Here is a 26169-nt window from a genome sequence, read left to right as displayed (position 1 = left end):
TCAATGGATCGGGTCGGTCAGTATTCGGTCAGTAACCTGACGCCGCGCTGACCGTTAGGCTGGCGTCCAGCCGCGTCGGCACCTGTCGGGGGCAGACGGGAACGTCGGTAGCGGGCGGCAGGTGCGGTCCTGGGGAGGACGTGTGACCGGTGTCGACATCCCGTTCGTGGTCTGTGTCAGCGCCGACGTCTCCGTCCGGGAACGGGTGGTCCGTCGACTCGACGACCTGGGGCCGGTGGTGATCTGCGCCGACCTGGCCGAGCTGCGGGCGATCCTCTTCCCCACCCCCGCGCCGCCCACTCCCACGCAGCCCGTCGCCACGCAGCCCGGTTCGGTGCGCTGCGGCGATCTCGTCGTCGACCCGGCCGGTCACCTGGTCACCTGGCGGGGGGAGCCGTTGGCGCTGACCCGGCTGGAGCGGGAGCTGCTGGCCCGGCTGGCCGGCGACCCGGGGGTGGTCTGGAGCTACGAGCGGATCTTCGGCTCGGTCTGGGGCGGGGCCTGGCTGGGCGACGCGGCTATCCTGCACTCGGCCGTCAAGCGGCTGCGGCGCAAGTTGCGCGCGGTGTCCGGCGGCCCCCAGGTGCAGACCGTACGCGGGGTCGGCTACCGCCTCGCCACGCCGTGCGGCTGACGGGCGGCCGGCGCGGGCCGGCGCGGTGCCGGCGGTGCGGGCCGGCGTGGTGCGGTGCGGGCCGGCGTGGTGCGGGCCGGCGCGGCGTGGTGTGGCGCGGTGCCGGCCGGTGCGGTGTGGTGCGGGTCGGCGTGGTGTGGTGCGGGTCGGCGTGGTGTGGTGCGGGTCGGCGTGGTGTGGTGCGGGTCGGCGTGGTGTGGTGCGGGTCGGCGCGGTGTGGTGTGGTGCGGGCCGGCGTGGTGCGGGCCGGCGCGGTGTGGTGCGGGTCGGTGCCGGCCGGTGCGGTGCGGGCCGGCGGTGCGGCCGTGACACGATGAGCCGGTGAGCGGTGCCGTCCACCCGGGGTACGCCCCACCGACCGGTCCGTCCGCGCCGCGTCGCCGGCTGCCCTGGCTGCTGGCCGCGACGGTGGCCTGGGCGGTGCTGCTGGGCGCGCTGACCTGGTGGTCGGCGCGCGAGGACCCGCCGACCGTGCGCGAGCAGCGCACCCTCACCCAGGCCGGTCCGGTGGTGGACCGGGCGCTCGGTCGCCTGGTCGCGGCGGTCGGTGACGACGCCTGGGTGTTGACCGTCCCGGAGGTCGAGCGCGGTTGCCGGCTCACCCCGATGGCCGACGGCGCGATCCTCAACCGGGGGCTGGACGTGCTGGTCGCCGAGGGCGGCGAGCGGGCGTTGCTGGAACGCGTCGCCGACCGGTTGCCGGCCGACTGGCGGGCCGGGGTACGGGCCGGTGCGTCAGGCCCCCGGCTGCGCGCCGACGCCGGGGAGTTCGTCGCCGTGCAGGGGCGGGTCACCAGCGGCGGCCGGGTCCGGTTCACCGCCGACACCGGCTGCCGCCCGGTCGGCGACGGCTACCCCGGGCCGTCGGCCGCCCCGAACGGTTCGAAGGTCCCCCCTGCCTCCCCTGCTACCCCTGCCTCCCCTGCTACTTCTGCCTCCGCTGCCCCGGCCACCTCGTCGGCTGCGGCGTCAGGCCCGGCGGTACCTGCTGCCTCGGTCGAATCGATGTTGGACGGGGCGTTGCGGGCGCTGGGGCGCTCCGCGCGGTCCGCCCCGGAACCGGTGAGCGCCCCCTGCCCCGGGGGCGGCACGGCCCGTACCGTCGTCGTCTCGGCCGGCGACGCGCCGGTCGCGTTGACCGGCCTCCGCCCGCTGGCCGCCGGCTCCCCGGTGGTCGACCTCCCCGAGGTGTACGCCTACCGCAGCGGCCCGGCGACCGTGCTGGTCGACGGCACCGGCGCACAGGTACGCCTCTCCGCCTCCACCGGCTGCCCCGCCTGACCGAACGCCTCCACCCTGTCCCGCCTGACCGAACGCCTCCACCCTGTCCCGCCTGACCGAACGCCTCCACCCTGTCCCGCCTGACCGAACGCCTCCACCCTGTCCCGCCTGCACCCCGTCACCTATGCGTGCCAACCCGCCACCGTGACTCATGCGGCGACCTGAGGGCAGCCAAGATCGTGCTCGATCCACGATGTAGTGGCCTCGAAGCCATCGAGAGGCCACTACATCGTGGATCGAGCACGATCTAGCGGGGCGCGGGGCGCGGGGCGCGGGGCGCGGGGTGGGGCTGGGCTGGGTGGGGTGGGACTGTCGGGGTCAGAGCCGGCGACGGTCGTCGGAGGGGGTGCGGCTGCGGCCCAGGGCGTCGACCCGACCCCACCGGCCCGGGATGTCCAGCAGCTCGACCCGGCCCATCCCCTCCGGCACCATCGGGTCGATGATCAGGTGTTCGCCCTGCGGTTCGAGGCCGAGGAGCACCCGGAGCAGCAGCAGGGGGGTGCCGGCCGACCAGGCCTGCGGGCTGCACGCCGTCGGGTACTGCACCGGATAGTCGGTGAGGTCGCGCTCGTAGCCGGCGAACGCCTCGGGTAGCCGGCCCTCGAAGAAGCGGGAGGCGGCGAGCATCGTCTCGCAGATCCGCCCGGCCTCCTCGCGGAAGCCGTACCGGCTCAGGCCCCAGGCGATGAAGGCGTTGTCGAACGGCCACACGGTGCCGACGTGGTAGCCGATCGGGTTGTAGCGGCCCTCGCCCACGGCCAGGGTGCGCACCCCCCAGCCCGAGTAGAGCCGGGGGCCGAGCAGGTGTTCGGCGACCGCGGCGGCCCGATGCTCGTCGACGATGCCGCTCCACAGCAGGTGGCCGATGTTGGAGGTGAGCGAGTCGACGTGCCGGCCGTCCGGGTCCAGGGCGAGGGCGTAGTAGTTCTTCTCGGGGATCCAGAAGTCCCGGTTGAAGCGTTCCTTGAGTCCAGTCGCCTCCCGGTCCAGCCGGTCGGCGTACTCCGGATCGTTCCAGAACAGCCGGGCCATCCGTGCGCCGCGCCGTTTGGCGTCGTAGACGTACCCCTGGATCTCGCAGGTGGCCCGGGGGAAGCCGGGCAGCCGGCCGTCGGCGTAGGAGATGGCGTCCCAGGAGTCCTTCCAGCACTGGTTCTCCAGCCCTGTCTCCGGGTTGCGGCTGCGGTACCAGACGTAGCCGGTGCCGAGCAGGTCGCCGTAGGTGTCGATCCAGTGCAGCGCGGCCCGCACCGGGGTCTCCAGCTGCTTGACCAGCGCGGCGTCGCCGGTCCAGCGCTCGTACTCGTCGAGCAGGATGACGAAGAGCGGGGTCGAGTCGGCCGCGCCGTAGTAGGGGGAGTGGGGCTGCTCCTCGAAACCGGCGGTCTCGCCGTACCGCAGCTCGTGCAGGATCTTGCCGGGTTCCTCGTCGCGGAAGTCGTCGAGCCGGTAGCCCTGGAGCCCGGCCAGCATCATGATCGTCGGCGGGACCAGTTCCGGCAGGAAGGGCAGCACCTGCAACGAGGTGAGCATGCTGTCCCGCCCGAACAGGGTCATGAACCAGGGCAGCCCGGCGGCGAGCAGCCGGACGCCCAACGTGATCGACTCGTACCGGAGGGCCGCCAGGTCGTGCAGGCTCTGCTGGTACGCCCCGGCGAGCGGCTCGCAGTCGCAGCCGAGCTGCGGCGCCCGGGCGACCAGTTCCTCCTGCTCGTCGCGGATCACGGCCGGGCCGCGCGCGGCGCCCAACGCGGTGATCGCCCGCACGTCCTCGCCCCGGGCGCCGTGGATGACCGGTGTCACGGTCAGCCGGGTGCTCCACTCGGCGTGTGGCCCGACGACGGCCGCCCAGGTCATCCCGGCCTGGTCGACGTGGGCGTCGGTGCTGCTGGTGACGGTGGCCTCCCGGTGGAAGGCGTCCCGGCGGTAGGTCAGCCGCAGCGTGTTCTCCCCCGCCACGGCGCTGGTGCGGCCCTTCTTCGGCCGCTGGTGCTTGATCTCGAAGAGGTCGGCGAAGTCCGATCCCATCTCCAGCCGCAGGTTGAACCGCATCTCCTGGCCGGAGTGGTTGAGCACGGTGAGTTCCTCGACGAGGTTGCCGCCGATCGACCGGCTGCGGATCACCGACACCTTGGCGTCGAGATAGTGCGTCGGCTCGCCGGGGACCAGGAAGAAGTGGGTCTGGTAGGAGTGCGCGTCGTCGACGGAGAGCGGGTGCAGGCGCTCCCCGTCGAGGGTGAGCAGCCAGGTGGAGAGGAACCGGGTGTCGAAGGAGAACATCCCGGTGGGGAAGTCGAACGACGGCTCGACGTCGCCGCTGCGGTCGCAGACCAGGAAGGTGTTGCCGTCGAGGATGCTGACCCGCTGTTGCATCATGCCCGCCCGACCTGTTCGCGGGCGGTCTCCCGGGGATCCCGCACCCCGGGCGGGGTGGGGAAGAAGCGCCGGAAGACCAGGAACAGCATCACGTTCCCGCTGAACGTGGACTCGTTGCGCAGCACCGCCGAGACAGCCTGCGCCCGGCCGGTGACCAGCCGTTCGAACAGGTCGGCGCTGCTGCTCCAGACCGCGTCGGCCGGACCCCGGTCGCGCTCCACCGTCGCCGTGCCGGGGCTGAGCCGCACCAGCCAGTGCTCGGTGCGGTTGCCGGAGGCGAGATCGATCTGGAGCGTTCCGGCGACGGGGGCGCGCAGGACGGCCGGGGCGCGCGTCGGCAGTGCTGCGAAGAACTCCTCCGTCGCCTGACTCACCCCAGAATGGTAGGAAAAATGCAGCCAAGCAGGGGCGTTATCGGCGTCATGCCCGACAGGTCAGTAGACCAGGGCCTGGGCTCCCTCGGCCGTCGCCTCCTCGACGAAGACGGCCGCCCCGGCGATCCGGACGCCGGGCAGCACGTCGTCCGGGCCGATCTCCCGGCGGGCGGCACACTGCGTGCAGGCGGTCACCTGCCCGTTGGCGAGGACGACGCCGAGCAGGTCGGCCAGGGGCGCGGAGTGCGGCAGCGTGAACTGCTCGGCCCGGCCGGGCACGGCGAACCAGGTGGACTCACCGGTCAGCCAGAGCGACACCGGCACCCCGGCGGCGACGGCCGTGGCGGCCACCGTGAACGCCTGCGCGCACCGCTCCGGGGCGTCCGCCCCGGCGGTGGCCTTGACGACGAGAGTGCGTCCCATGGACCCAGCATAGGATGGCCACGATGGTCACCGAGATCGGGTTTGTCAGCCTGCTGGTCGCCGGCCTGGGCGCGCTCGCCGGTGGCCTGGTCTACCTGGCCGTACGCCTGTCGAGAGGTAAATGGTGACAACCGAGGTGAACCGGTGAGCGACGAGAATCCCCTTCAGCCGCCGTGGTTGAACGCGCCTCCGGTCGAGGAGTATCCGTACCAGGAGAGCCACGACCTGCGGGTCGGCCCGAAGCTGCACCCGTCGCTGGACGGCCTGCTGCCGTACGTCGGGGTGTGGCGCGGGCGGGGCCGGGGTGGTTTCCCCACCATCGAGGATTTCGACTACGCCCAGGAGATCCGGATCAGTCACGACGGCCGACCGTTCCTGTTCTACGAGTCGCGGGCCTGGCTGCTGGACGACGAGAGCCGCCCGGTCCGCCCGGCCGGGCGCGAGGTGGGCTGGTGGCGTCCGGTGCTGGACGGTGAGCGGGTCACCGACGAGTTGGAGGCCCTGATGACCACGCCGACCGGGATCATGGAGCTGCACATCGGCAAGCGCACGGGCACCCAGATCGAGTTCGCCACCGACGCGGTGGTGCGGACCGCCACCGCCAAGGAGGTGACGGCGGGCGCCCGGCTCTTCGGCATCGTCGAGGGGGCGTTGCTCTACGCGCAGGAGATGGCGGGCATGGGTCACAGCCTCTCCCCGCACCTGTCCGCCCGGCTGGTCCGGGTCGGCGGCTGAGCCGCGCCGCCCGGGGTGGCCCGCCGGTCACCCGAAGCCGAGCAGCTCCTGGAGGCGGGAGGTGTGCGGGGCCGGCGGGCGGCCGGTGCCGTCGAGGGTCCTGACCTCGACCAGGCCGCGTACCGAGGAGGTCAGCCAGACCCCGGCGGCGGCGTGCAGCCCGGCCGGGGTGACCAGGCGTTCGGCCCGGCCCAGGCCCACCTCGGCGGCGTGGTCGAGCAGCCAGCCGCCGGTGGTGCCGGGCAGGATGCCGGTGGCACCGGCCGGCACGGTGCAGAGCGTGTCGCCGTCCAGCCAGACGACGTTCGCCGCCGGTGCCTCCAGCACGTAGCCGTCGGCGGAGACCCACAGCACGTCGTCCACGCCGCTGCGGGCGGCCCAGCGGCGGGCGGCGCTGCTGGCGGCGTACGAGATGGACTTGACGCCGGTCGGCAGCCAGGCCAGTGCGGGTCGGGCCGTGGCCGGCACCCCGAGGGGCAGGGTGGCGACGGTGACCCCGGTGCGGCGCAGGCGCTTCGCGGCGGCCGGCACCTCGGCCAGGGTGGCGTAGACGGTGGGCAGCCCGCCGCCCTCCGGCCCCCGGGTGCAGACCAGGCGCAACGCGCCCTCGACCCCGGCGGGCCAGCCGGCGGCGAGGTTGTCCAGCAGCTCCACCAGCGCCTCGTCGGCGGGGAGCGGGAGTTCCAGGGCGGCGGCCCCGGCCCGCAGCCGGGCCAGGTGGGCGGTGCGCAGCCAGGGGCGTCCGCCGCGCAGGTGCATGGTCTCGAAGAGCCCGTCGCCGTGCAGTACGCCGAGATCGTCCCCCCGCAGCACCGGCTCCGCCGCGGGGACGACGCCCCGACCGAGCACGGCGATCCTCGACGCCACCATGACCGCCGAGCCTAGCGGCGTACCCCGGCGCGGGCGGCGGGGCCGGCGGTGATCGGCGACGGCCGAACTATGATCGGACGGTGTCCGAATCCTCCCTGGCGGAAATGCTCCGCTCCCGTGGGTTGCGGCTGACGGCGCAGCGGCAACTGGTCCTGCAGGCGGTGCTCGATCTGGGGCACGCCACACCGGAACAGGTGCACACCGCCGTCCGGGAGGTCGCCGCCGGAGTCAACATCACCACCATCTACCGCACGTTGGAGCTGCTGGAACGGCTCGGACTGGTGACCCACACCCACCTGTCGCACGGCTCGCCGACCTATCACGCGGCCGGTGAGCACCAGCACATCCACCTGGTCTGCCGGGAGTGCGGCGCGGTCGACGAGATCGACCCGGAGCTGATGCGCCCGCTGGCCGACCGGCTCGCCACGGAACGGAGCTTCCGGGTGGACATCGGGCACGTGGCGCTCTTCGGCGTCTGCGGCAACTGCGAGGACGGGGGACCGACATGATCGACATCGCGGGAGCGGTGGCCGTCGAGGCGATCGACGAGGCCAGCCGGGACCAGCCGGACGCCGAGCACCGGGCGGCCGGGGTGCGGGGTGTCGCCGCGCACTACGGTGACCCGATGCGCGAGCAGCGCACCCTGGCCACCGGGGTCGGTCTGGTGGACCGCTCGCACCGGGGCGTCGTCGCCGTCACCGGCCCGGAACGGATCGGCTGGCTGCACACCCTAACCAGCCAGCACCTCGCCGCGCTCGGCCCCGGCCAGGGCACCGAGCTGCTGGTGCTCAGCCCGCACGGGCACGTCGAGCAGCACGCGATGGTCGCCGAGGACGGCGTGACCACCTGGCTGGACACCGAGCCGGGGATGACCGCCGGGCTGCTGACGCACCTGGAGAAGATGCGGTTCTTCAGCCAGGTGGAGCCCCGTGACGCCACCGCCGACCACGCGCTGTTGTCGCTGGTCGGGCCGCAGGCCACCGACGCGGTGGCGACGCTCGGCGTCACCGACCTGGCCGCGCCCGAGGTGCTCACGGTGCCGGGTCCGAAGTTCCGCTCCGGCGAGCTGCCCCCCCGACCCACCGTCTCCTACGACGTACGGGCGCTGCCCGGTGGTGGGTGGGCCCGCCGGGTGCCGCTCGGGGTCGACCTGCTGGTGCCCCGGTCGGCCCTCGACGAGGTGGCCGCCGGGTTGCGCGACCAGGGGGTGCCGGCGGCCGGGCTGTGGGCGTACGAGGCGGTGCGGGTGGCCGCCCGTCGGGCCCGGGTCGGGGTGGACACCGACCACCGGACGATCCCGGCCGAGGCGGGTCTGATCGCCCCGGCGGTGCACCTGGACAAGGGGTGCTACCGGGGGCAGGAGACGGTGGCCCGGGTGCACAACCTGGGCCGGCCGCCGCGTCGGCTCGTCCTGCTGCACCTGGACGGGGTGACCACCGACCAGCTCCCGGCGGCCGGCACCCCGGTCACCCTGGACGGTCGGACGGTCGGTTTCGTGGGCACCGCCGTGCACCACTTCGAGTGGGGTCAGGTCGCGCTCGCCGTGGTCAAGCGCAACCTCGCCGACGACGCCCGCCTGTCGGTGGGTGAGTCCACCGCCGCCATCGACCCGGAGTAGCCCTACCCGCCGGTGTTCCGGTCGGCCTCCGGCCCTGGGCTCGTCGGCCTCCGGCCCTGGGATCGCGGAGCAAGGATGCCCACGATTCACGCCATGGGCGGGAATTTCTCCGGGGTCAAACCGTACATCGTGCGGTTCTTCCTGCCGTGCTGGCGCTGCGCCATCGACCGCAGGGGGCCGGGGCGGATACCATCGCCGGCATGACGACAGGGACGTTGATCACGGTTGCCCCGACCGGCGCGGAGTCGGCCAAGGCGGAGGTGCCGGCGCTGCCGGTGACCCTCGACGAGTTGCTGCTGACCGCCAAGGAGTGCGAGGCGCTCGGCGCTTCCGTGATCCACGTCCACATCCGTGACGACCAGGCCCGGCCCACCCTCGACCAGGGGCGACTGCGGGAGACGGTGGCGGCGCTGCGGGACGCCACCGACCTGATCGTGCAGCTCTCCTCCGGCGGCGCGGTGACCGATCCGGAGGCCGACCGGCTGGCTGTGCTGGAGGCCGCGCCGGACATGGCCTCCTGCACCATGGGCACTGTCAACTTCGGCGACGACGTCTTCCTCAACCGGTGGGAGTTCATCGTCGACCTGCACACCCGGATGCAGGAGCGCGGCATCCTCCCCGAGTACGAGATCTTCGACCTGGGCCATCTCTCTGCCCTGTACCGCCTGCTCGACCGGTACGGCCTGCCGCACGGCGGCCACGTGCACGTCGACTTCGTGATGGGTGTGCCGGGTGGCATGCCGGGCACGACCGCCACCCTGGTCGCCGCCCAGCAGATGCTGCGCGACCTGCCGGCGGGCACCACCTTCTCGGCGACCGGGGTCGGCCGCAGCACCATTCCGGTGATGCTGGCCGCGCTCTCCACCGGCGGCCACCTGCGGGTCGGCATGGAGGACACCGTGACGTACGCCAAGGGGCGACCGGTGGAGTCGAACATGCAGCTGGTGGCCCGGGCGACCGCCTTCGCGCAGCTCGCCCAGCGTCCCCCGCTGACCACCGTCGAGGCCCGTCGGCTGCTCGGCCGGTAGCCCGCACCGCCGAGCCGGCCCGCTGGGCCTGACGGTAAGCCGCGCCCGGCCCGGCGCTCCCTACGTCGGCGGCTGACGTCCCAGGTCGCCCCGGGTGTCGGGCGGATCGGCCCGCGTCGGTACCGTGCCAGGGTGGCCAAGACGTACGAGGGTGGCGAGGCGCTCGCCGAGGTGGTCCGGTCCGGGTTCGTGGAGGGCGTGCACCGTGGCTCGGTGGTGGTGCTCGACGGTTCCGGTGCCCCGGTGGCCGGTGCGGGGGACGGCACCTCGCCGATCTTCCCCCGGTCGGCCAGCAAGCCGTTGCAGACGCTGGGGATGCTGCGGGCCGGGTTGACGCTGACCGATCCCGCCGACGTCGCGGTGGTCTCGGCCAGCCATGCCGGCGAGGAGTTCCACCTGGCCCGGGTGGCGGCCCTGCTGCGGTCCGCCGGTCTGGAGCCGGCGGCGCTGGGTTGCCCACCGGACCTGCCGTTCGGGGAGGCGGCCCGGGAGGCCGTCCTGCGGGCCGGCGGCGGCCCGAGCCGGTTGGCGATGAACTGCTCCGGCAAGCACGCCGGCATGTTGCTGACCTGCCTCGCGGCCGGCTGGCCGCTGGACGGGTACTGGCGACCCGGGCACCCCCTTCAGCAGCGGCTGACCGCCACCATTGAGGAGTTCACCGGGGAGCCGGCGGCGGCGGTCGGGGTGGACGGCTGCGGAGCGCCGGTGCTGGCGGTTTCGCTGACCGGACTGGCGCGGGCCTACCTGCGACTGGTGACCGCCGGAGGCGGTGGTGAGGAGAGCGCGGTGGCGGACGCCATGCGGGCGTACCCGGAGCTGGTGGGTGGCACCGGGGCGGACGACACCCGGCTGATGCGCGGGGTGCCCGGGATGCTGGCCAAGATCGGCGCGGAGGGGGTGTTCGCCGCGGCGCTGCCCGGCGTCGGCGCGGTGGCTCTCAAGATCGACGATGGCGCGGGCCGGGCGCGCATGCCGGTGCTGGTCTCCGCGCTGCGCCGGCTCGGCGTGCAGGCGCCCATTCTCACCGAGTACGCCGAAATCCCCCTCTCGGGCGGTGCCCTGCCGGTCGGTGCGGTCCGTCCCGTCTGGTGATTTTCCACCGCTGAGCTGCGGATTCAGGGAGTCGCCCGGGTCCGTTGTTACCTTGCTAACTCTGGCTAGCGTTTTGCTTGCTGGAGCTAGCAGGGCGAACTACCGTGGGGGCATGGCCGCACCCAAGGATCTACCCGACGTCGGCGGATTCATCCGTGACCTGCGGCGGAACGCCAAGATCTCGCTCCGCCAGCTCGCCGAGCAGGCGGGGGTCAGCAACCCTTACCTCAGTCAGATCGAACGGGGTCTGCGTAAGCCCAGCGCCGAGGTGCTCCAGCAGCTCGCCAGCGCGTTGCGGGTCTCCACCCCGGCGATGTACCTGCGGGCGGGGCTGCTCGACGACAAGGAGGGTCAGGGCGTGCTCGCCGCGATCGCGGTGGACCCGGACCTGACGATGGCCCAGAAGCAGTCGCTCAGCCAGATCTACGAGACCTTCCGCCGGGAGAACACCCGCCTGGCCGAGGCCACCGCCGCCCCGTCCGCCCCGGACCAACCGACCCCGACCGAGCCGACCGAGGCGGCGGGCGTCATCACCCCGGCCGCCACCGGCCCCACCACCCCGGCGGGCACCCCGACCGAGGCCGTCCTCGAATCGGTCTCCGTCACCGAGGCGGGCGGCGCGTCCGCCCCCGGCGCACCGGCCGGCACACCCACGCCGGGCCGGGCGGCCGACCCACCCGTCGCCGGCACCCGCACCACGGATGCCGCGCCCACGACCAGCAACAGCAGGGCCGCCGCAGCGGCCGAGGAGGAGTTGTCATGACCCAGCCGAAGACCAACCGCATCCCGGCCCCCGTCTACGCCGCAGCCGGCGCCGGTGAGCTGGCGTTCCAACAGCTACGCAAGCTGCCGACCGTGGTGACCGAGCTGGGCAACCGGGTCGTCGCCGACGGCACCAAGGTCGTCACCGAGCTGGGCGGCCGGGCCGTCGTCACCGGTGTCGAGCTGCGCCAGAAGGCCACCGAGACCTTCCGTACCGCCAACCTGACCGCCGCCGGCCTGCGCGACCGCGCCACCCCGGCCGAGCTGAACCTGGACAGGTTGCGCACCGAGCTGAACCTCGACAAGTTGCGCACCGAACTGGACCTCGACAAGCTCCGGGCCGAGCTGGACCTCGACAAGCTGCGCGGTGCGGCCACCCGCAACGCCGCCGTGGTGCTCGCCGGGGCGCACGCCGCCCAGGAGCGGGCGCTGGCCGCGTACGGCGCGTTGATCGCCCGGGGTGAGCGGGTGGTCGGCGCCGGGGTGCTGGAGGCCGCCGAGACCGTCAACGCCGACATCGAGGCCACCGACGCCACCGTTCCGGCCGAGGCGCGGGCGGTGACCGGCCCGGACCGGACGCCCACCCCGACCGGGCTGACCGGGGCCACCGCGGAGCACCCGCCCACCCCGGCCGACGTGGCCGAGGCCGTCGGTGCCCACCCGGCCCCGGCCGGGACGACCCGCCCACGGGCCACCAAGCCGGCCGCCACCGCCAAGGCCGCCACCAAGCCGGCCGCCGCCGCCAAGGCCGCCACCAAGCCGGCCGCCGCCGCCAAGGCCGCTGCCAAGCCGGCCGCCGCCAGCACCAAGGCGGCCGCCACCGGGACGGCGAAGCCGAAGGCCACGAAGCGGACCCGCCCGACCGCCGAGTGACCAATGCCGACACCGGTCCCGGAGGCGTCCTGACGGACGTTTCCGGGGCCGTCGGCATATGCTGGCCGGCATGGCCATCGCCGCGCCGATCTTCGTCTTCGACGCCGTCTTCATCATCGACCGCGTCCTGCTCTTCTTCGCGCTCGTCGTGCAGGGCATCTCGCTGGTGCACGCGATCACCCAGCGATCGGACGCCTTCGCGGCGATCGGCACCCTCCCCAAGGGGGGCTGGATCGCCATCCTGGCCGTCTGCCTGCTGCTCACCCTGCTCGGCTTCGGCGCGCTGAGCATCTTCGGGCTGATCGGCATCGCGGCCGGTCTGATCTATCTGCTCGACGTCCGGGTCGGGCTGCGCGACCTGCACGACGGCAAAGGGTTCTGGTGAGGGGTTTCCGCTGGCCACCCCCACCGGACGGCGGACCCCGCAGCTGGGGACCGGGCCCCGGCGCACCGCGTACCGGGCGACCGGCCCTGCCGGAGCCGGAGACCGAGCTGGTCGACACCCCGCACGACGTGCAGTTGGAACGGCTGGTCACCGGCGTCGGTGACCCGGTCACCGTGTTCGCCCACGGGCTCGGCAACGGCATCGCCACCACCCGCCCGTTCGGCAGCGCGGTCACCGGCCGTCGGGTCTTCTTCCAGTTCCGGGGGCACGGCCGCTCCGACGCGCCCCCCGGCCCGTGGAGCTACCTGGACCTGGCCCGTGACCTGCGGGCCGTGGCGGATCTCAGCGGCGCCACCCGGGCGTTCGGGGCCAGCCTCGGCGCGGGGGCGCTCTGCCGGCTGCTCGTCGAGAGCCCGGACCGGTTCGAGAAGCTCGTCTTCCTGCTGCCCGCCGTCCTCGACCGGCCGCGCGGCCCGATCGCGCGGCAGCGGCTGACCGACCTGCTCGACGCGGTGGCCGGGGGTGACGCCTCGGCGGTGGCGGACGTGGTCGCCCTGGAGTTGCCGCCGTCGGTGCGCAACACCCCGGCCGGCTGGTCCCACCTGCGTCAACGGCTCGACCAGCTGCTCCGCGACGGGCTCGCCACCGGGCTGGCCGACCTGGTGGAGCAGTCCCCGCTGCCCGACGTCGCCGCCCTGGCCGGGGTCACCGCTCCGGCGTTGGTGATCGGCTGCGTCGGCGACGACCTGCACCCCACCCACATCGCCGCGGAGCTGGCCGCCGCGCTGCCGGCCGCCACCCTGCACGTGTACGACCGCCCCGGGTTCGCCTGGACCGACCGCGCCGACCTGCGGGAACGGATCTCGACCTTCCTCAACGACTAGGCCCGGTGCGGATCGCGCGTCCCGGCCCGGAACCCGGCGACCGCCGTACCCGTCGAGCTGGCGGACCGGGGGGCATCGGCCACGGCTGCCGTGGGTCAGTCCGACGACGGCAGGTGCGCGGCGCGTACCTCGCGCAGCCAACGCTCCACCGTGACCTCGTCCGGTCGGTCGGGCAGCGGGGTGTGGAGCCGGTCGAAGTCCCGTTCCGCCGCGGCGACCAGTTCCTCCGCCGCGCCCGGCGCACCCTCCGCGACCCGCTCGCCGAACGCCCGGAACCATCCCGGGTCGGCCAGCCGGATCTCCAGGAAACCGGTGGCGTAGAGCGTGCGCCCCTGGTGCAGCAGCCGGGCCAGGTGCCGGGCGTGCTTCGCCGAGCGGCGTCTCCCGTCCACCGTCGCGTCGCGGGTGGCCAGCTTGCGCAACTGCTGGCTCGCGTACCCGAGGTAGGCGTCCCGGACGCGCGGCGCGCTGAGGAACGCCGACCGGATGGCGATCAGGTGTTCGCCGAGGGCGGTACGGGTCTCGTAGCAGTCGTCGGGAAGCCACATCAGCTCGGTGGCCGTCGGGTTGCCGCTCAACGCCAGCCGGGCGTACTTGCCGGCCTCGTGCAGGGTGACATCCGGGTGGGTGGTGACCACCGACTCCCGAGGTGGCCGCAGCCCGTGGAAGTCCACCGTCGGGGCGGCGAAGACGCCGATCCGGTCCACGTCGGAGCCGGGGCCGGCCAGCCCGTAGGCGACCGAGCCGACGATCCCGGAGAGCAACAGGTGCATGCCCGGAGCATGCCGGACGGAACCGCTCCGCGAAACCGGACTTCGGCTGTCAGGTATCGCTGACACCCTCGACGTCATGACGACGACACCGCTGGAAGGAAAGGTCGCGCTGGTGGCCGGCGCGACCCGGGGCGCGGGCCGGCAGATCGCGGTCCAGCTCGGCGCGGCCGGGGCGACGGTCTACGCCACCGGGCGCAGCAGCCGGGCCGGCCGCTCCGAGCTGGACCGCCCCGAGACCATCGAGGAGACCGCCGAGCTGGTCACCGCCGCCGGCGGCACCGGCATCGCGGTACGGGTCGACCACCTGGTGCCCGACCAGGTGCGTGACCTGGTGGCCCGGATCGACGCCGAACAGGGCCGGCTCGACGTGCTGGTCAACGACGTGTGGGGGGCCGACCCGCTGATCACCTGGGACAAGCCGGTCTGGGAACAGCCGTTGGACGCCGGGTTCCGCACCCTGCGGCTGGCGGTGGACACCCACATCGTCACCAGCCACTTCGCGCTGCCGCTGCTGATCCGTCGCCCCGGCGGGCTGGTCGTCGAGGTCGGCGACGGCACCCGGGTGTACAACGACACGCACTACCGGCTGTCGGTCTTCTACGACCTGGCGAAGGTGTCGGTGACCCGGCTCGCGTACTCCTGGGGGCACGAGCTGAAGCCGCACGGGTGCACCGCGGTGGCGCTCACCCCCGGCTGGATCCGTTCCGAGGCGATGCTGGAGCACTTCGGGGTGACCGAGGAACGGTGGCGCGACGGCGCGGCGCAGGACCCGCACTTCCTCATCTCGGAGACCCCGGCGTTCGTCGGGCGGGCGGTCGCCGCGTTGGCCGCCGACGACGACCGGGACCGCTGGAACCAGGCGTCCGTCTCGGCCGGTGAGCTGGCTCAGGTGTACGGCTTCACCGACCTCGACGGCAGCCGGCCCGATGCCTTCCGCTACCTCACCGAGGTGGTCGAGACGGACCGCCCCGCCGATGTCACCGGCTACCGCTGACGGATCGCCGATGTCACCGGCCACCGCCGTCGGCACGTCGGCCCGGTCGACCGGCCGTCAGCGGGGGGTGTGGTCGGGGCCGATGCCGTAGAGGGCCGCCGAGCGGGCCGCCGCGTCGACGAGGCGGGCGCGTAGTTCCGCTGGTTCCAGCACCTCCACCTCGGGGCCGAGGCCGAGCAGTTGCGCGTACGCCACCTCGACGGACTCGACGGGCAGCCGGGTCACCACCCACCCCTGCCCGTCGGGTGCGCCGAGGGCGGCCACCGCCTCCTCGTACGCGAAGGGGGTGTCGGCGAGGAAGCGGAGCCGGCGCAGACCGGCGGGGCTGACCCGCACGGTGACCCGTTCGGCGAGCATGCCCCGCAGGAAGGCCCCGGCCTGCTCCCGCCAGTAGCCGCCCAGGTCGAAGCCGTCGTCCCGGACGAACGTCGCCGGGTCGGCGACGACGTGGAGCACCCGGTCCACCCGGTAGGTGCGCATCGCGTCGTCGACCCGGCCCACGAGGTACCAGGTGCCGCTCTTGAGCACCAGCCCGTACGGCTCGACCCGGCGGGTCACCTCCCGGTCGCCGCGCCGGTACCGCAGCTCGACCACCCCGTCCCGCCAGACCGCGCGGGCCAGCTCGGACAGCCAGCGGGGCGGGGTGGAGTCGCGGAACCAGCCCGGCACGTCCAGGTGGAACCGCCGCCCGGTACGGGCCGGCGCGTCGCGCAGGCTCGGCGGAAGCGCGGCGAGCACCTTCAGCTCGGCGGACGCCACCGCCTCGGCCAGCCCCAGGTCACCGGCGGGGCCGGGCAGCCCGGCGAGGAAGAGTGCTTCCGCCTCGTCCCGGGTCAGCCCGGTCAGCCGGGTCCGGTAGCCGCCGAGCAGCCGGTAGCCGCCGGAGCGGCCCCGGTCGGCGTAGACCGGCACCCCGGCGGCGGAGAGCGCCAGCACGTCCCGGTAGACGGTCCGCTCGGAGACCTCCAGCTCGCGGGCGAGTTCGGCGGCGGTCATCGTCTCCCGCGCCTGCAACAGCAGCACCAGGGAGATCAACCGGGCGGCGCGCACCCCCGTATCCTGCCGTCCCGGCCCATCGGCCGGCACCGTCGGGTGCCGGGCGGCGGTGGCCGGTGGCCAGTAGGCTCTGCGGTCGTGGACGGACCCCGTACCCTCGCCGCGCCGGTCACCGGCGCGGCCCGCCGCTTCTTCGGCGGTGTCGGCCTGCTGTTGCGCGGCCTCGGCCTGTACGTCCGCAGCCCGGGGCTGATGCTGCTCGGCGTGGTGCCGGCACTGCTGTCCGCCGTGCTCTTCGTCGCCGCGTTCGCCACCCTGGTGTACTTCGTGGACGAGTTGGCGGCGTGGGTGACCCCGTTCGCCGACGACTGGTCGGACACCCCGCGCAGCCTGGTCCGGGTGATCGCCGGACTGGCCTTCCTGGGGCTGGGCGGGCTGCTGACCGTGGTCGGCTTCACCGCGGTCACCCTGGTCATCGGGGATCCGTTCTACGAGAAGATCTCCGAGCGGGTGGAGGACCGGCTCGGCGGCACCCCCGGCGCGGTGGAGGTGCCGTTCGGCGCGTCGTTGCGGCGTAGCATCGTCGACTCGCTGCGGTTGGTCGGGCTCTCGGTGCTGTTCGGCATCCCGCTCTTCGTGGCCGGGTTCATCCCGGTGGTCGGGCAGACGGTGGTGCCGGTGGTCGGCGCGGCGGTGGGGGGTTGGCTGCTCGCCGTGGAACTGGTCGGGGCGCCGTTCTCCCGCCGAGGGCTGCGGCTACCGGACCGGCGGGCCAGGCTGAAGGCGGACCGGGCGACCTCGCTGGGCTTCGGCGTGGCGGTCTTCCTCTGTTTCCTGATCCCGCTGGGCGCGGTGCTGGTGATGCCGGCGGCCGTCGCCGGGGCGGCGCTGCTCGCCCGCAGGTCGTTGGGGCAGCACATCGAGGAGGGCTGAGCGACCGGTCAGGACAGGTCGCGTAGGCAGGACCAGCCGGAGGCCACCGGTCGGTAGCCGAGCCGGTCGTTGACCGCCAGCATCGGGGCGTTGGCCTCGTCGTTGGAGGTGTAGGCCGTGCGTACGCCCCGGTCGGCGGCCCGGTGCAGCGCGGCCTGCTTGGTCAGCCGGGCCAGCCCCCGACCCCGGTGTTCCGGCCGGGTCGCGGTGAAGTCGGACCACATCCGGTCGCCGTCCCGCTTGACCAGGCTGAGGGCGACCAGTCCGCCGTCGACCTCGGCGACCGTGCTGGCCACCCGGTCCAGCCCCGGGTTCTCCCAGCACTCCGAGCGCCAGTAGGGGTAGCTGGTCGCGTCCACCGGCACGTCGCCCGGCTCACCCGGCGCGCAGGCCAGGTCGAGGAGATAGACCTGGTACGGATCGAGCCCGGTGAGCGGGAGCAGCCGTACCCCGGGCGGCGGTTCCGGCATCGGCGGGGCCGGGTGGAGGTCGAGCGCCGAGTAGCGCAGTTCCCGGCTCGGGGTGAACCCGTGCCGGCGGGCGTACGGCAGCGAACCGGTCTGCGCCCAGGTCCGCACCCGCCGGATCCGGAGGGTGCGCAGGTGCGCCAGCGCCGCGTCGAGCAGCGCCGTCCCGGTGCCCCGGCCCCGGTGCTCCGGGTGCACGTGCAGGGTGGAGATCTCCCCGAAGTCCGGCTCCGAGGTCTGCGCGTTCCGGTACGCCGACACCCAGCCGACGACCTGCCCGTCCGCCTCGGCGATCCAGGCTGCCCAGTCCTCGCCGGCCGGCGGGTGGGCGATCATCTGCCGGGTCGACGCGACTCCCCGGACCAGGTACGGGTGGACCAGCGACCGCAGCGCCACCACCCCCGGCGCGTCCTCCGGCCGGACGGTACGGATCAGCACCCGCGCCATCCCGAGCCCGGCCGCCGCTTCCCGGCGCGGGGCGGCACCGTGGTGGACGGCACGATGGCGGACGGCGCGGTGACGGGCAGGACCATGGTGGGCGGCACGGTGGTGGGCGGCACGGTGGTGGGCGGCACGGTGGTGGGGCGACACGATGGGGCAGGGTCAACCATGCCCGCGACGGTAGGCGTCGGACGAAGCCGACTGCCACAGCTTTTCCTCACCCGGCCGCTCGAATCTAACTCTCAGTAGTGCCAGTTCTCGGCACCGAGGGTAATCACGCTGCGCGATCCTTGCTCCACCCGGTCATGCCACCTCCGGTGCCTTTGCTCTGCTGCCATAAGAGCGACACGTGATTGAGCTGCTGTTTCAGGGCAGGCGGTGCGGGCCGTTGTCACGCCCATCGGTCACTCTGGGTGCCTGTCGCCTGCGTGGCAGCAGAGCAAAGTGGGCGAGAGGGTCTGGTTAGGTCGACCGTGGTGTTGCTCCGAGTAATGGATCGGGTTGGCTGGTGGGCTGGTGCCCGCCAGGCGGGCGTAGCCGGTCCCGAGAGGCCGACCCGCCCGGTGGGCAGGGCCAGCAGGGGTCGAGACCAGCAGGGGGCCAGTGGGGGCGGGGCCAGCAGGGATTGGGACCTGCGGGGGGCGGGGCCAGTGGGGGCGGGGCCAACAGGGCGGGGCCAGTGAGGTCAGGCGGACTGCCGGACCACCAGCTCGGTCGGCAGCACCACGACCCGTTCGACGTCCGCGCCGTCGGCGAGGGCCAGCAGCAGCCGGGTCATCTTCCGGCCCAGTTCGACGATCGGCTGCCGCACGGTGGTCAGCGGCGGCTCGGTGTAGGCGGCCGTTTCGATGTCGTCGAAACCGATCACCGCGACGTCCTCGGGCACCCGCCGGCCCGCCTCGTGCAGCGCCCGCAGGGCGGCGTGCGCCATCAGGTCGGAGGCGGCGAAGACCGCGTCCAGATCGGGGTACGCGGTGAGCAGCCGACGCATCGCGATGGTCCCCGACTCGCGGGTGAAGTCGCCGTACTCGACCATCGGGGGCAGGCCGGCGGCGAGCACGGTGTCCCGGTAGCCGGCGAGCCGTTCGATGCCGGCGACCATGTCCTGCGGGCCGGCGATGGTGGCGATCCGGCGGCGACCGTGGTCGATCAGGTAGCGGGTGGCCGTGGCGACCCCGCCGACGTGGTCCACGTCGATGTACGGCACGTCGGCGGCGTCCAGCGGCCGACCGCTGCACACCACGGGTATCCCCAGCCGGGCGAGCCGCCCGGGGAGCGGATCCTCGCCGTGCAGGGAGGCGAAGAGCACCCCGTCGACGTGCCGGCCGGTGGTGTACCGGGTGACCCGGTCGTGCCCGGCGGGCGAGCCGGCCAGCATCAGCACGAGCTGCTTGTCGGCCGCCTCCAACTCCTGCGCCGCACCCCGGATCAGCCCGGGGAAGACCTGGTCGTCGGAGAAGACCCGGGTGGCGACCTCCGGCAGCACCAGGGCGATCGAGTCGGTCCGCTGGGTGACCAGACTGCGGGCGGCCAGGTTGGGCACGTACCCCAGCTCGGCCACCGCCCGGCGGACCGCCTCCTGGATCGGCTCGGCGACCGTGGTGGAGCCGTTCACCACCCGGGACACCGTCGCCCGGGACACGCCGGCCTGCCGGGCGACCGCCTCCAGGGTGGGCCGCTGCGCCGCCGTCATACCCCTTACCACCACCTCGTCACAGCCCGTTCCGGGAGATCACCTCCTGGTACCACCGGGCGCTCGACTTCGGGGTGCGCCGCTGGTCCAGATAGTCGACGTGGACGATCCCGAACCGCTTCCGATAGCCCTCGGCCCACTCGAAGTTGTCCAGCAACGACCATACGAGATAGCCGCGCAGGTCCACCCCGCGGGAGATGGCCTCGTGCGCGGCCCGCAGGTGCCCGTCCAGGTAGGCGATCCGGTCGGTGTCGTCGACCCGGTCCGCCCGGTCCGGGTCGCGGGTGTCGTCGGGGAACGCGCCGCCGTTCTCGGTGATCATGAGCGGCAGCCCCGGGTAGTCGGTGGCGATCCGCTCCAGCAGCCGGGTCAACCCGGCCGGCTCGATCTGCCACCCCATCTCGGTCACCGGGCCGGCGGCCGGGAGGAACTCCACCGCGCCCTCGGTGCCCGGGTAGGCGCTGCTGCCGGCCCCGTCCGGGCGGCCCGCGACGTAGGTGGGGGAGTAGTAGTTGATACCGAGCAGGTCCAGCGGCGCGGCGATGATCTTCTCGTCGCCCTCCCGGACAAACGTGGGCTCCACCATCCGGGCGACGTGTTCGAGCACGTCGGCCGGGTAGCCGGCACCGGTCAACGGGTCCAGGAAGATCCGGTTCTGGAGGCCGTCGACCAGGCGTACCGCGGCGGCGTCGGCGGCGCTGCCCGGGTCGGCCGGCGCGACGTCCGCCGGGTTGAGGGTGATCCCGATCGTCCGCGCGCCGGCCGCCCGCAGTGCCCGCGCGGCCAGGCCGTGCCCCAGCAGCAGATGGTGGACGGCCCGGAAGGCGGCCCCGGCGTCCTGCACACCGGGAGCGTGCACCCCGTTGCCGTACCCCAGGTAGGCCGAGCACCACGGCTCGTTGAGCGTGGTCCAGGTGCGCACCCGGTCGCCGAGCCGGGCGTGCACCGCGAGCGCGTAGTCGGCGAAGTGCTCGGCGGTCTCCCGGCTGGTCCAGCCCCCCCGGTCCTGCAACGTCTGGGGCAGGTCCCAGTGGTAGAGCGTGACGATCGGGTCGATGCCCCGGCCGAGCAGCGCGTCGGTCAGCCGGTCGTAGAAGTCCAGGCCGCGCGGGTTGACCGGGCCGGTACCGTCCGGCCTGATCCGGGGCCAGGCCACCGAGAACCGGTACGCGGCCAGCCCCAGCTCGGCCATCAGCGCCACGTCGTCGGCGTACCGGTGGTAGTGGTCGCAGGCGACGTCACCGGTGTGCCCGGCGAACACCTTGCCCGGCGTACGGCTGAAGGTGTCCCAGATCGACTCGCCGCGCCCGTCGTCGCGGGCCGCCCCCTCGATCTGGTACGCGGCGGTCGCCGCGCCCCACACGAAGTTCTCCGGGAATCGAAGCTCGCTCACGCGGTTTCCTCCTTGCGCGCTGGTGGTCACCGTCGGGGCAGGCGGGCGGCGACGGCCGCACCGCCGGGTCCTCGGGGCGTCGGGCACAGCGTACGGCCAGCGGGGGCACATCCCGCAGTAGAGAGCGCTCTCTTGACAGCGTGCCGGGCCGGCGGACCCGCTGTCAAGAGAGCGCTCTCTCGGCGGTCCGGCAGACCCGGCACCACGACCGGAGCGGCCGTCCCCGGGCGGGACGGCCACTGGGTGCGCGTGTCTGCCGTGGGCAGGTCGCCAGGCGTGCGGGACGGTCAGCCCACCCGCAGCCCTTCCAGCAGGGACCGGTCCCCGGTCACCCCGAGGGTGTCGAAGCTGACCCGGCCCCAGAGCGCCAGCAGCAGGTCGCTGGCCGATCCCGTCACCTGCACCCGGGCATGGTGGTCGTCGTGCCCGAAGACGGTGGCCGTGTCCAGCAGAGCCACCCCCTCACCGCGCATCCGCAGGTACCAGTCCTGCGCGGCGTCGGAGGCGGTCAGGTGCACCACCCCCTGCCACTGCCCCGAGGCCCGCCGCCGCCCGGCCGGCAACCAGGTGTCCAGCACCTCGCCGACCCCGTCGGCGGCGAGCTTCGTCTCGATCGGGTCACCGGCGGCGATGGCGAGCTGGGCGTCCCACCGGTGCACCGCCGTCTCGTGGGCCATCCGGCGCGGCCAGAAGCCGGCCTTCTTGGGCTGCGGCATCGGGTTCCAGGCCGGGGCCTCCGGGTCGAGCGTGTCGAAGAGCGTCATCAGCTGGTCGTACTGGTGCTGCCAGAGCTGGAGCGGGGACACCCCGGCGGGCAGCTCGGCGACGTGGTCGCGGCGGGCTGGCTGGGCGGTGTCCCCGGAACCGGCGAAGGAGTGCACCCAGTGGTAGACCCCGGCGAGGTGCAGGGTCAGATCGGTCACCGTCCACCCCGGGCAGGACAACACGGGCGTCTCCGGCGGAGCCTCGGCCACGGCCGCGGCGAATGCCGGGCCGTCGACCCGCAGCGCTCCGATCCAGAAGTCCTTCGTGGCGTGCAGTCTGCTCATCGCAAATCCTCCCCGGGGTGACCCGGCGACCAGTGGGTGCCGTGGCTACCCCTCAGCCTAGGGTGAAAGGCGTGTCAGACGTCTACGCCAAACCGACAACGGGCGCCGAACCCGCCGATCCGGCCGTCCTGGCGGAATACACCACCCTCCGGCTCGGCGGTCCGGCCGCCCGCCTGGAGACCGCCACCAGCGCCGACGAGATCGTCGCCGGGGTCCGCGCCGCGCACCGGCGCGACGAACCGGTGCTGCTCCTGGCCGGCGGCAGCAACGTGGTCGTCGGGGACGCCGGATTCCCCGGCACCGTCGTGCTGGTCCGGTCACGGGGCCGCACCGTGGTCGCCGAGGACCCCGACACCGTCACCGTACGGGTCGAAGCCGGCGAGCCCTGGGACGACCTGGTCGCCGCCGCCGTCGGGAACGCCTGGTCCGGCCTGGAGTGCCTCTCCGGCATCCCCGGCTCGGCCGGCGCCACCCCGATCCAGAACGTCGGCGCGTACGGGCAGGAGGTCGCCGAACGGATCACCGGCGTCCAGGTGTACGACCGGGCCGCCGACCGGCTGACCACCATCGACGCGGCGGACTGCGGCTTCGCGTACCGGGGCAGCATCTTCAAGTACAGCGACCGGTGGGTGGTGCTCTCGGTCGACTTCCGGTTGGACCGCTCGCCGCTGTCCGGGCCGGTGCGCTACGCCGAACTGGCCCGCTCGCTCGGGGTCGAGGTCGGCGACCGGGTGCCCCTGGCCGCCGCCCGGGACGCGGTGCTCCGGTTGCGCGCCGGCAAGGGCATGGTGCTCGACCCGACCGACCCGGACACCTGGTCGGTCGGCTCGTTCTTCACCAACCCGGTCCTCGACCGGGCGGCGTACGAGCTGCTGCGCGAGCGTGCCGCCGACGTCGGCGAGCCACCGTCCTGGCCCTGCCCTGGTGACCTGGTGAAGGTGAGCGCCGCCTGGCTGATCGACCGGGCCGGCTTCGCCAAGGGGCACCCCGGACCGGGGGGCACCGCCATCTCCGGCAAGCACACCCTGGCCCTGACCAACCACGGGGGCAGCGCCCGCACCGCCGACCTGGTAGCCCTCGCCCGGCAGATCCGCGACGGCGTGCACGACCGGTTCGGCGTCCCCCTGCACCCCGAACCGGTCCTGGTCAACTGCGCCGTCTGACGGTCGGTCGGCGGCTCACCGGCCGACCCGGTGCACCTTGTGCTGGGCGGCCTGGGCCAGCGGGCGGACCACCAGCCGGTCCACGTTGACGTGGTGCGGGAGGGTGGCGCACCAGGCGACGCACTCCGCGACGTCCTCGGCCACCAGCGGCTGCGCCACGCCGGCGTAGGTGGCCTTGGCCTTCGCCGCGTCCCCGCCGAAGCGGTTCAGGCCGAACTCCTCCGTCCGGACCATCCCGGGATCGATCTCGACCACCCGGACCGGTCGACCGCACAGCTCCAGCCGTAGGGTGCCCGCCACCGCGGTCTGCGCGTGCTTGGCCGCGGTGTAGCCGCCGCCGCCCTCGTACACGGTCAGGCCGGCGGTGGAGGAGACCACCACGACGGTCCCGGCGGCGGAGCGTTCCAGGGCCGGCAGCAGGGCCTGGGTGACCCGCAGCGTGCCGAGCACGTTCACGTCGTACATCCACTGCCAGTCGGCGATCGAGCCGGACTCCACCGGGTCCAGCCCCCGTGCGCCTCCGGCGTTGTTGACCAGCAGGGTGACCGGGCCGGGTGCCCCGGCGGCGGCCCGCGCCAGCCCGGCCACCGACTCGTCCGAGGTGACGTCGCAGGGCACGGCGGTGGCACTGCCGCCGGCGGCAGTGATCCCGGCGACCAGGGCGGCGAGCCGGTCGGCACGCCGGGCGGCGGCGAGCACATGGAAACCCGCGGCGGCGAGCCGGCGGGCGGTGGCCGCGCCGATCCCGCTGGACGCCCCGGTGACGATCGCGACAGAGGTCATCAGGCCATTCTCACCCCGCCGCGAGGTCCCGTCCCCCGAGGTCCGGTGATGAGGTCCGTCACGCCCGCGACCCGGGGTGACGCATTTCCGAAGCCCGATGGGGAAGATGACACCCGGCGCGCGGGTTGACCGAGGAGCGCCGGTCGTGCGGGACGGCATCAACCGTGACAGAAGGAGCGGACGTGGCGGATCAGCACACCGGTGTCGGTCGTCAGCGAGGTGCCCTGCCGTGGCCGCGGCCCCGCCGGATCGCCACCCTGTCGGTGCACACCTCGCCCCTGCACCAACCCGGCACCGGGGACGCGGGCGGCATGAACGTCTACATCCTGGAGGTCGCCCGCCGGCTCGCCGAGGCCAACGTCGAGGTGGAGATCTTCACCCGGGCCACCTCCGGTGACCTGCCGCCGGTGGTGGAGATGGCCCCCGGGGTGCACGTCCGGCACGTCACCTCCGGCCCGCTGGAGGGGCTGACCAAGGAGGAACTGCCCGGACAGCTCTGCGCTTTCACGGCCGGGGTGCTGCGGGCCGAGGCGGCCCGCCCGCCGGGGCACTACGACCTGATCCACTCGCACTACTGGCTCTCTGGGCAGGTCGGTTGGCTGGCCAAGGAGCGCTGGGGGGTGCCGCTGGTGCACACCGCGCACACCCTGGCCAAGGTCAAGAACGCCCAGCTCGCCGCCGGTGACCGACCGGAGCCGAAGGCCCGGGTGATCGGCGAGGAGCAGGTGGTCGCCGAGGCCGACCGGCTGGTGGCGAACACCCGGGTGGAGGCGACCGACCTGATCGACCGGTACGCCGCCGACCCGGCCCGGGTCGCGGTCGTCGAGCCGGGGGTGGACCTGGACCGGTTCCGCCCCGCCGCCGGGGACCGGGTCGCCGCGTCCCACGCCGCCCGCCGCCGGCTGGGCCTGCCCACCACCGGGTACGTCGTCGCCTTCGTCGGCCGGATCCAGCCGCTGAAGGCCCCCGACGTGCTGGTCCGCGCGGTCGCGGCGCTGCGGCGGCGGGATCCGGCCCTGGCCGACCAGGTGACCGTGGTGATCTGCGGTGGCCCCAGCGGCAGCGGCCTGGACCGGCCCACCTCGCTGATCGAGCTGGCCGGCTCGCTGGGCGTCGCCGACCGGGTGCGCTTCCTGCCGCCGCGTACCGGTGACGACCTGCCGGCCCTCTACCGGGCCGCCGACCTGGTGGCGGTGCCCTCCCACAACGAGTCGTTCGGCCTGGTGGCCCTGGAGGCGCAGGCCTGCGGTACCCCGGTGGTCGCCGCGGCCGTGGGCGGTCTGGTCACCGCGGTACGCGACCAGGTCAGCGGCGTGCTCGTACACGGCCACGACCCCACCGACTGGGCCCGGGCGCTGGCCCGGCTGCTCCCCGACCGGGCGGGTCGGGAGGCGTTGGGGCGGGCCGCCGCCCGGCACGCGCAGGGCTTCTCCTGGGAACGCACCGTCTCCGGGCTGCTCGCCGTCTACGGCGAGGCGGTCACCGGGCACCGGGAGCGGCTGGCGGCCCGACTGGCCGGGGGACCGGCGCTCACCGGCTCGTGGTGACCCGGGCCACCCCGGCGTCGTCCGGTGGGCTCGCCACCGCGGCCGTACAGTGGGTGCGATGAGCGCGAAGAGCGAGCTGGCGGCCCTGATCGAGTCGGTCTGCACCGAGCGGGAACTCGACTGGGAGGCCACCGGCGAGGGCTCCTACGCGGTCACCCTGCCCGGCACCCACAAGCTCAAGACGATCTGCAACCTGATCGTCGGCGAGCACGCGCTGCGGGTCGAGGCGTTCGTGATGCGCCAGCCCGACGAGCGGCGCGAGGAGCTGTGGGCGTGGCTGCTCCAGCGCAACGCCCGGATGTACGGGGTGGCGTTCTCGATCGACGCGGTCGGGGACGTCTACCTCACCGGCCGGGTCAACCCGTCCGGCGTCGACGCCGACGAGCTGGACCGGCTGTTCGGGGCGGTGCTCAGCTACGCCGACGAGTCCTTCGACACCATGCTGGAGATCGGGTTCGGCAGCTCCATCCGTCGGGAGTGGGAGTGGCGGGTCAAGCGGGGCGAGTCGACCGCCAACCTCGCCGCCTTCGCCCACCTCTTCGAACCGTCCCCCGGAGGTTCGGACCGGTCCTGACGGGTATGCCGCACCGCTGCGGTGCGGC

The 26169-nt window shown here is 73.9% G+C and carries 29 protein-coding genes; 17 read left to right on the top strand and 12 right to left on the bottom strand.

The window, feature by feature from the left end; genetic code table 11:
- The first annotated feature begins 142 nt into the window (after nucleotides 1-142).
- Together O7612_RS27410 and O7612_RS27405 are read left to right on the top strand one after the other, a co-directional pair.
- On the top strand, nucleotides 143-634 hold the full coding sequence (locus O7612_RS27410; protein WP_282268644.1) for a winged helix-turn-helix domain-containing protein: 492 nt from the start codon (nucleotides 143-145) through the stop codon (nucleotides 632-634).
- Nucleotides 635-1018: 384 nt separating this feature from the next.
- Nucleotides 1019-1915, top strand: a complete 897-nt coding sequence (locus O7612_RS27405) for a hypothetical protein (protein WP_282274073.1) — start codon at nucleotides 1019-1021, stop codon at nucleotides 1913-1915.
- Nucleotides 1916-2233: 318 nt separating this feature from the next.
- Here O7612_RS27405 and O7612_RS27400 read toward each other — a convergent pair whose 3' ends face one another.
- Genes O7612_RS27400 through O7612_RS27390 form a run of 3 tightly spaced genes read right to left on the bottom strand, consistent with a single transcriptional unit; the run spans nucleotide 2234 to nucleotide 5088 of the window.
- Nucleotides 2234-4288 carry a glycogen debranching N-terminal domain-containing protein gene (locus O7612_RS27400; RefSeq protein WP_282274072.1) on the bottom strand — a complete coding sequence of 685 codons (2055 nt, stop codon included), beginning with the start codon at nucleotides 4286-4288 and terminating at the stop codon, nucleotides 2234-2236.
- Entirely contained in the window at nucleotides 4288-4665 is a 378-nt protein-coding gene (locus tag O7612_RS27395; RefSeq protein ID WP_282268642.1) for an SCP2 sterol-binding domain-containing protein, read from the bottom strand. Before O7612_RS27395 ends, O7612_RS27400 begins: the two co-directional genes overlap by 1 nt.
- 60 nt (nucleotides 4666-4725) lie before the next feature.
- Nucleotides 4726-5088 carry a DsrE family protein gene (locus tag O7612_RS27390; RefSeq protein WP_282268640.1) on the bottom strand — a complete coding sequence of 121 codons (363 nt, stop codon included), beginning with the start codon at nucleotides 5086-5088 and terminating at the stop codon, nucleotides 4726-4728.
- Between the two features lie 23 nt (nucleotides 5089-5111).
- Between O7612_RS27390 and mtfM the strand changes: the two genes are divergently transcribed.
- Entirely contained in the window at nucleotides 5112-5216 is a 105-nt protein-coding gene (gene mtfM / locus O7612_RS27385) for a small membrane protein MtfM (protein ID WP_067315095.1), read from the top strand.
- Between the two features lie 16 nt (nucleotides 5217-5232).
- Nucleotides 5233-5823 (top strand): FABP family protein, encoded by a 591-nt coding sequence (locus O7612_RS27380; RefSeq protein WP_282268638.1) that lies wholly within the window; start codon nucleotides 5233-5235, stop codon nucleotides 5821-5823.
- 27 nt (nucleotides 5824-5850) lie between these two features.
- On the opposite strand, the gene O7612_RS27375 is transcribed toward O7612_RS27380, so the two are convergent.
- Nucleotides 5851-6693, bottom strand: a complete 843-nt coding sequence (locus O7612_RS27375) for an aminotransferase class IV (protein ID WP_282268636.1) — start codon at nucleotides 6691-6693, stop codon at nucleotides 5851-5853.
- Nucleotides 6694-6797: 104 nt separating this feature from the next.
- On the opposite strand from O7612_RS27375, the gene O7612_RS27370 reads away from it, so the two are divergent.
- The 8 genes from O7612_RS27370 (at nucleotide 6798) to O7612_RS27335 (ending at nucleotide 13335) form a co-directional block, all read left to right on the top strand.
- Entirely contained in the window at nucleotides 6798-7202 is a 405-nt protein-coding gene (locus O7612_RS27370) for a Fur family transcriptional regulator (protein ID WP_282274071.1), read from the top strand.
- The gene (locus tag O7612_RS27365; protein ID WP_282268634.1) at nucleotides 7199-8311 is read left to right on the top strand and encodes a folate-binding protein; all 1113 of its coding nucleotides are present in this window, start codon (nucleotides 7199-7201) and stop codon (nucleotides 8309-8311) included. The genes O7612_RS27370 and O7612_RS27365 overlap by 4 nt, the downstream gene beginning before the upstream one ends.
- 200 nt (nucleotides 8312-8511) lie before the next feature.
- Nucleotides 8512-9339: a 3-keto-5-aminohexanoate cleavage protein gene (locus tag O7612_RS27360; RefSeq protein ID WP_282268632.1), complete on the top strand. Its 828-nt coding sequence runs from the start codon at nucleotides 8512-8514 to the stop codon at nucleotides 9337-9339.
- A 132-nt stretch (nucleotides 9340-9471) separates the two neighbouring features.
- Nucleotides 9472-10431, top strand: a complete 960-nt coding sequence (locus O7612_RS27355; RefSeq protein WP_282268631.1) for an asparaginase — start codon at nucleotides 9472-9474, stop codon at nucleotides 10429-10431.
- Between the two features lie 112 nt (nucleotides 10432-10543).
- The gene (locus O7612_RS27350; RefSeq protein WP_282268629.1) at nucleotides 10544-11194 is read left to right on the top strand and encodes a helix-turn-helix domain-containing protein; all 651 of its coding nucleotides are present in this window, start codon (nucleotides 10544-10546) and stop codon (nucleotides 11192-11194) included.
- Nucleotides 11191-12066 (top strand): hypothetical protein, encoded by an 876-nt coding sequence (locus O7612_RS27345; RefSeq protein ID WP_282268627.1) that lies wholly within the window; start codon nucleotides 11191-11193, stop codon nucleotides 12064-12066. Before O7612_RS27350 ends, O7612_RS27345 begins: the two co-directional genes overlap by 4 nt.
- 70 nt (nucleotides 12067-12136) lie before the next feature.
- Complete coding sequence (locus O7612_RS27340) at nucleotides 12137-12451, top strand: DUF2516 family protein (protein WP_067311829.1); 315 nt, start codon at nucleotides 12137-12139, stop codon at nucleotides 12449-12451.
- Nucleotides 12448-13335 (top strand): alpha/beta hydrolase, encoded by an 888-nt coding sequence (locus tag O7612_RS27335; RefSeq protein ID WP_282268622.1) that lies wholly within the window; start codon nucleotides 12448-12450, stop codon nucleotides 13333-13335. Before O7612_RS27340 ends, O7612_RS27335 begins: the two co-directional genes overlap by 4 nt.
- Nucleotides 13336-13430: 95 nt before the next feature.
- On the opposite strand, the gene O7612_RS27330 is transcribed toward O7612_RS27335, so the two are convergent.
- Nucleotides 13431-14108 carry a nucleotidyltransferase domain-containing protein gene (locus O7612_RS27330; protein ID WP_282268620.1) on the bottom strand — a complete coding sequence of 226 codons (678 nt, stop codon included), beginning with the start codon at nucleotides 14106-14108 and terminating at the stop codon, nucleotides 13431-13433.
- 76 nt (nucleotides 14109-14184) lie between these two features.
- Between O7612_RS27330 and O7612_RS27325 the strand changes: the two genes are divergently transcribed.
- Entirely contained in the window at nucleotides 14185-15102 is a 918-nt protein-coding gene (locus O7612_RS27325; protein WP_282268619.1) for an SDR family oxidoreductase, read from the top strand.
- Nucleotides 15103-15159: 57 nt separating this feature from the next.
- Here O7612_RS27325 and O7612_RS27320 read toward each other — a convergent pair whose 3' ends face one another.
- Nucleotides 15160-16152 carry a YafY family protein gene (locus tag O7612_RS27320; RefSeq protein WP_282268617.1) on the bottom strand — a complete coding sequence of 331 codons (993 nt, stop codon included), beginning with the start codon at nucleotides 16150-16152 and terminating at the stop codon, nucleotides 15160-15162.
- Nucleotides 16153-16236: 84 nt separating this feature from the next.
- Here O7612_RS27320 and O7612_RS27315 point away from each other — a divergent pair, with 84 nt between their 5' ends.
- A complete protein-coding gene (locus tag O7612_RS27315) occupies nucleotides 16237-17031 on the top strand; it encodes an EI24 domain-containing protein (RefSeq protein ID WP_282268615.1) in 795 nt (264 codons plus the stop codon).
- Nucleotides 17032-17039: 8 nt separating this feature from the next.
- Here the strand turns inward: O7612_RS27315 and O7612_RS27310 are convergent, their stop codons facing one another.
- The 5 genes from O7612_RS27310 to O7612_RS27290 all read right to left on the bottom strand — a co-directional run bounded on the left by O7612_RS27310 (nucleotide 17040) and on the right by O7612_RS27290 (nucleotide 22074).
- The gene (locus tag O7612_RS27310; RefSeq protein ID WP_282268613.1) at nucleotides 17040-17936 is read right to left on the bottom strand and encodes a GNAT family N-acetyltransferase; all 897 of its coding nucleotides are present in this window, start codon (nucleotides 17934-17936) and stop codon (nucleotides 17040-17042) included.
- Nucleotides 17930-18109 (bottom strand): hypothetical protein, encoded by a 180-nt coding sequence (locus tag O7612_RS27305; RefSeq protein WP_282268611.1) that lies wholly within the window; start codon nucleotides 18107-18109, stop codon nucleotides 17930-17932. Before O7612_RS27305 ends, O7612_RS27310 begins: the two co-directional genes overlap by 7 nt.
- A gap of 515 nt (nucleotides 18110-18624) precedes the next feature.
- Nucleotides 18625-19632: a LacI family DNA-binding transcriptional regulator gene (locus O7612_RS27300; protein ID WP_282268609.1), complete on the bottom strand. Its 1008-nt coding sequence runs from the start codon at nucleotides 19630-19632 to the stop codon at nucleotides 18625-18627.
- 19 nt (nucleotides 19633-19651) lie between these two features.
- Nucleotides 19652-21025, bottom strand: a complete 1374-nt coding sequence (locus tag O7612_RS27295) for a GH1 family beta-glucosidase (RefSeq protein WP_282268607.1) — start codon at nucleotides 21023-21025, stop codon at nucleotides 19652-19654.
- A gap of 287 nt (nucleotides 21026-21312) precedes the next feature.
- Nucleotides 21313-22074 (bottom strand): maleylpyruvate isomerase family mycothiol-dependent enzyme, encoded by a 762-nt coding sequence (locus O7612_RS27290; protein WP_282268604.1) that lies wholly within the window; start codon nucleotides 22072-22074, stop codon nucleotides 21313-21315.
- Nucleotides 22075-22145: 71 nt separating this feature from the next.
- Here O7612_RS27290 and O7612_RS27285 point away from each other — a divergent pair, with 71 nt between their 5' ends.
- Nucleotides 22146-23237, top strand: a complete 1092-nt coding sequence (locus tag O7612_RS27285) for a UDP-N-acetylmuramate dehydrogenase (protein WP_282268603.1) — start codon at nucleotides 22146-22148, stop codon at nucleotides 23235-23237.
- 15 nt (nucleotides 23238-23252) lie between these two features.
- On the opposite strand, the gene O7612_RS27280 is transcribed toward O7612_RS27285, so the two are convergent.
- Nucleotides 23253-24020, bottom strand: coding sequence for an SDR family NAD(P)-dependent oxidoreductase (locus O7612_RS27280; protein WP_282268601.1), 768 nt, complete (start codon nucleotides 24018-24020; stop codon nucleotides 23253-23255).
- Nucleotides 24021-24202: 182 nt separating this feature from the next.
- Here O7612_RS27280 and mshA point away from each other — a divergent pair, with 182 nt between their 5' ends.
- Both mshA and O7612_RS27270 read left to right on the top strand, forming a co-directional pair.
- Nucleotides 24203-25567 (top strand): D-inositol-3-phosphate glycosyltransferase, encoded by a 1365-nt coding sequence (gene mshA, locus O7612_RS27275; RefSeq protein WP_282268599.1) that lies wholly within the window; start codon nucleotides 24203-24205, stop codon nucleotides 25565-25567.
- Between the two features lie 58 nt (nucleotides 25568-25625).
- Complete coding sequence (locus O7612_RS27270; protein ID WP_282268597.1) at nucleotides 25626-26141, top strand: YbjN domain-containing protein; 516 nt, start codon at nucleotides 25626-25628, stop codon at nucleotides 26139-26141.
- The last annotated feature ends 28 nt before the right edge of the window (nucleotides 26142-26169 follow it).

The organism is Micromonospora sp. WMMD987, from assembly GCF_029581435.1.
Taxonomy (GTDB): Bacteria; Actinomycetota; Actinomycetes; order Mycobacteriales; family Micromonosporaceae; genus Micromonospora; species Micromonospora rifamycinica.
Note: the sequence above shows the minus strand (reverse complement) of the source record. Positions and strands in the feature narration are given on the sequence as shown.

What these genes read in the sequence shown, in the direction of transcription:
- O7612_RS27400 (WP_282274072.1), bottom strand. Translation starts at nt 4,288, where the DNA reads ATGCAACAGCGGGTCAGCATCCTCGACGGCAACACCTTCCTGGTCTGC.
- O7612_RS27390 (WP_282268640.1), bottom strand. Translation starts at nt 5,088, where the DNA reads ATGGGACGCACTCTCGTCGTCAAGGCCACCGCCGGGGCGGACGCCCCG.
- mtfM (WP_067315095.1), top strand. Translation starts at nt 5,112, where the DNA reads ATGGTCACCGAGATCGGGTTTGTCAGCCTGCTGGTCGCCGGCCTGGGC.
- O7612_RS27375 (WP_282268636.1), bottom strand. Translation starts at nt 6,693, where the DNA reads ATGGTGGCGTCGAGGATCGCCGTGCTCGGTCGGGGCGTCGTCCCCGCG.
- O7612_RS27370 (WP_282274071.1), top strand. Translation starts at nt 6,798, where the DNA reads ATGCTCCGCTCCCGTGGGTTGCGGCTGACGGCGCAGCGGCAACTGGTC.
- O7612_RS27365 (WP_282268634.1), top strand. Translation starts at nt 7,199, where the DNA reads ATGATCGACATCGCGGGAGCGGTGGCCGTCGAGGCGATCGACGAGGCC.
- O7612_RS27360 (WP_282268632.1), top strand. Translation starts at nt 8,512, where the DNA reads ATGACGACAGGGACGTTGATCACGGTTGCCCCGACCGGCGCGGAGTCG.
- O7612_RS27350 (WP_282268629.1), top strand. Translation starts at nt 10,544, where the DNA reads ATGGCCGCACCCAAGGATCTACCCGACGTCGGCGGATTCATCCGTGAC.
- O7612_RS27345 (WP_282268627.1), top strand. Translation starts at nt 11,191, where the DNA reads ATGACCCAGCCGAAGACCAACCGCATCCCGGCCCCCGTCTACGCCGCA.
- O7612_RS27340 (WP_067311829.1), top strand. Translation starts at nt 12,137, where the DNA reads ATGGCCATCGCCGCGCCGATCTTCGTCTTCGACGCCGTCTTCATCATC.
- O7612_RS27330 (WP_282268620.1), bottom strand. Translation starts at nt 14,108, where the DNA reads ATGCACCTGTTGCTCTCCGGGATCGTCGGCTCGGTCGCCTACGGGCTG.
- O7612_RS27325 (WP_282268619.1), top strand. Translation starts at nt 14,185, where the DNA reads ATGACGACGACACCGCTGGAAGGAAAGGTCGCGCTGGTGGCCGGCGCG.
- O7612_RS27305 (WP_282268611.1), bottom strand. Translation starts at nt 18,109, where the DNA reads ATGGTTGACCCTGCCCCATCGTGTCGCCCCACCACCGTGCCGCCCACC.
- O7612_RS27300 (WP_282268609.1), bottom strand. Translation starts at nt 19,632, where the DNA reads ATGACGGCGGCGCAGCGGCCCACCCTGGAGGCGGTCGCCCGGCAGGCC.
- O7612_RS27290 (WP_282268604.1), bottom strand. Translation starts at nt 22,074, where the DNA reads ATGAGCAGACTGCACGCCACGAAGGACTTCTGGATCGGAGCGCTGCGG.
- O7612_RS27280 (WP_282268601.1), bottom strand. Translation starts at nt 24,020, where the DNA reads ATGACCTCTGTCGCGATCGTCACCGGGGCGTCCAGCGGGATCGGCGCG.
- O7612_RS27270 (WP_282268597.1), top strand. Translation starts at nt 25,626, where the DNA reads ATGAGCGCGAAGAGCGAGCTGGCGGCCCTGATCGAGTCGGTCTGCACC.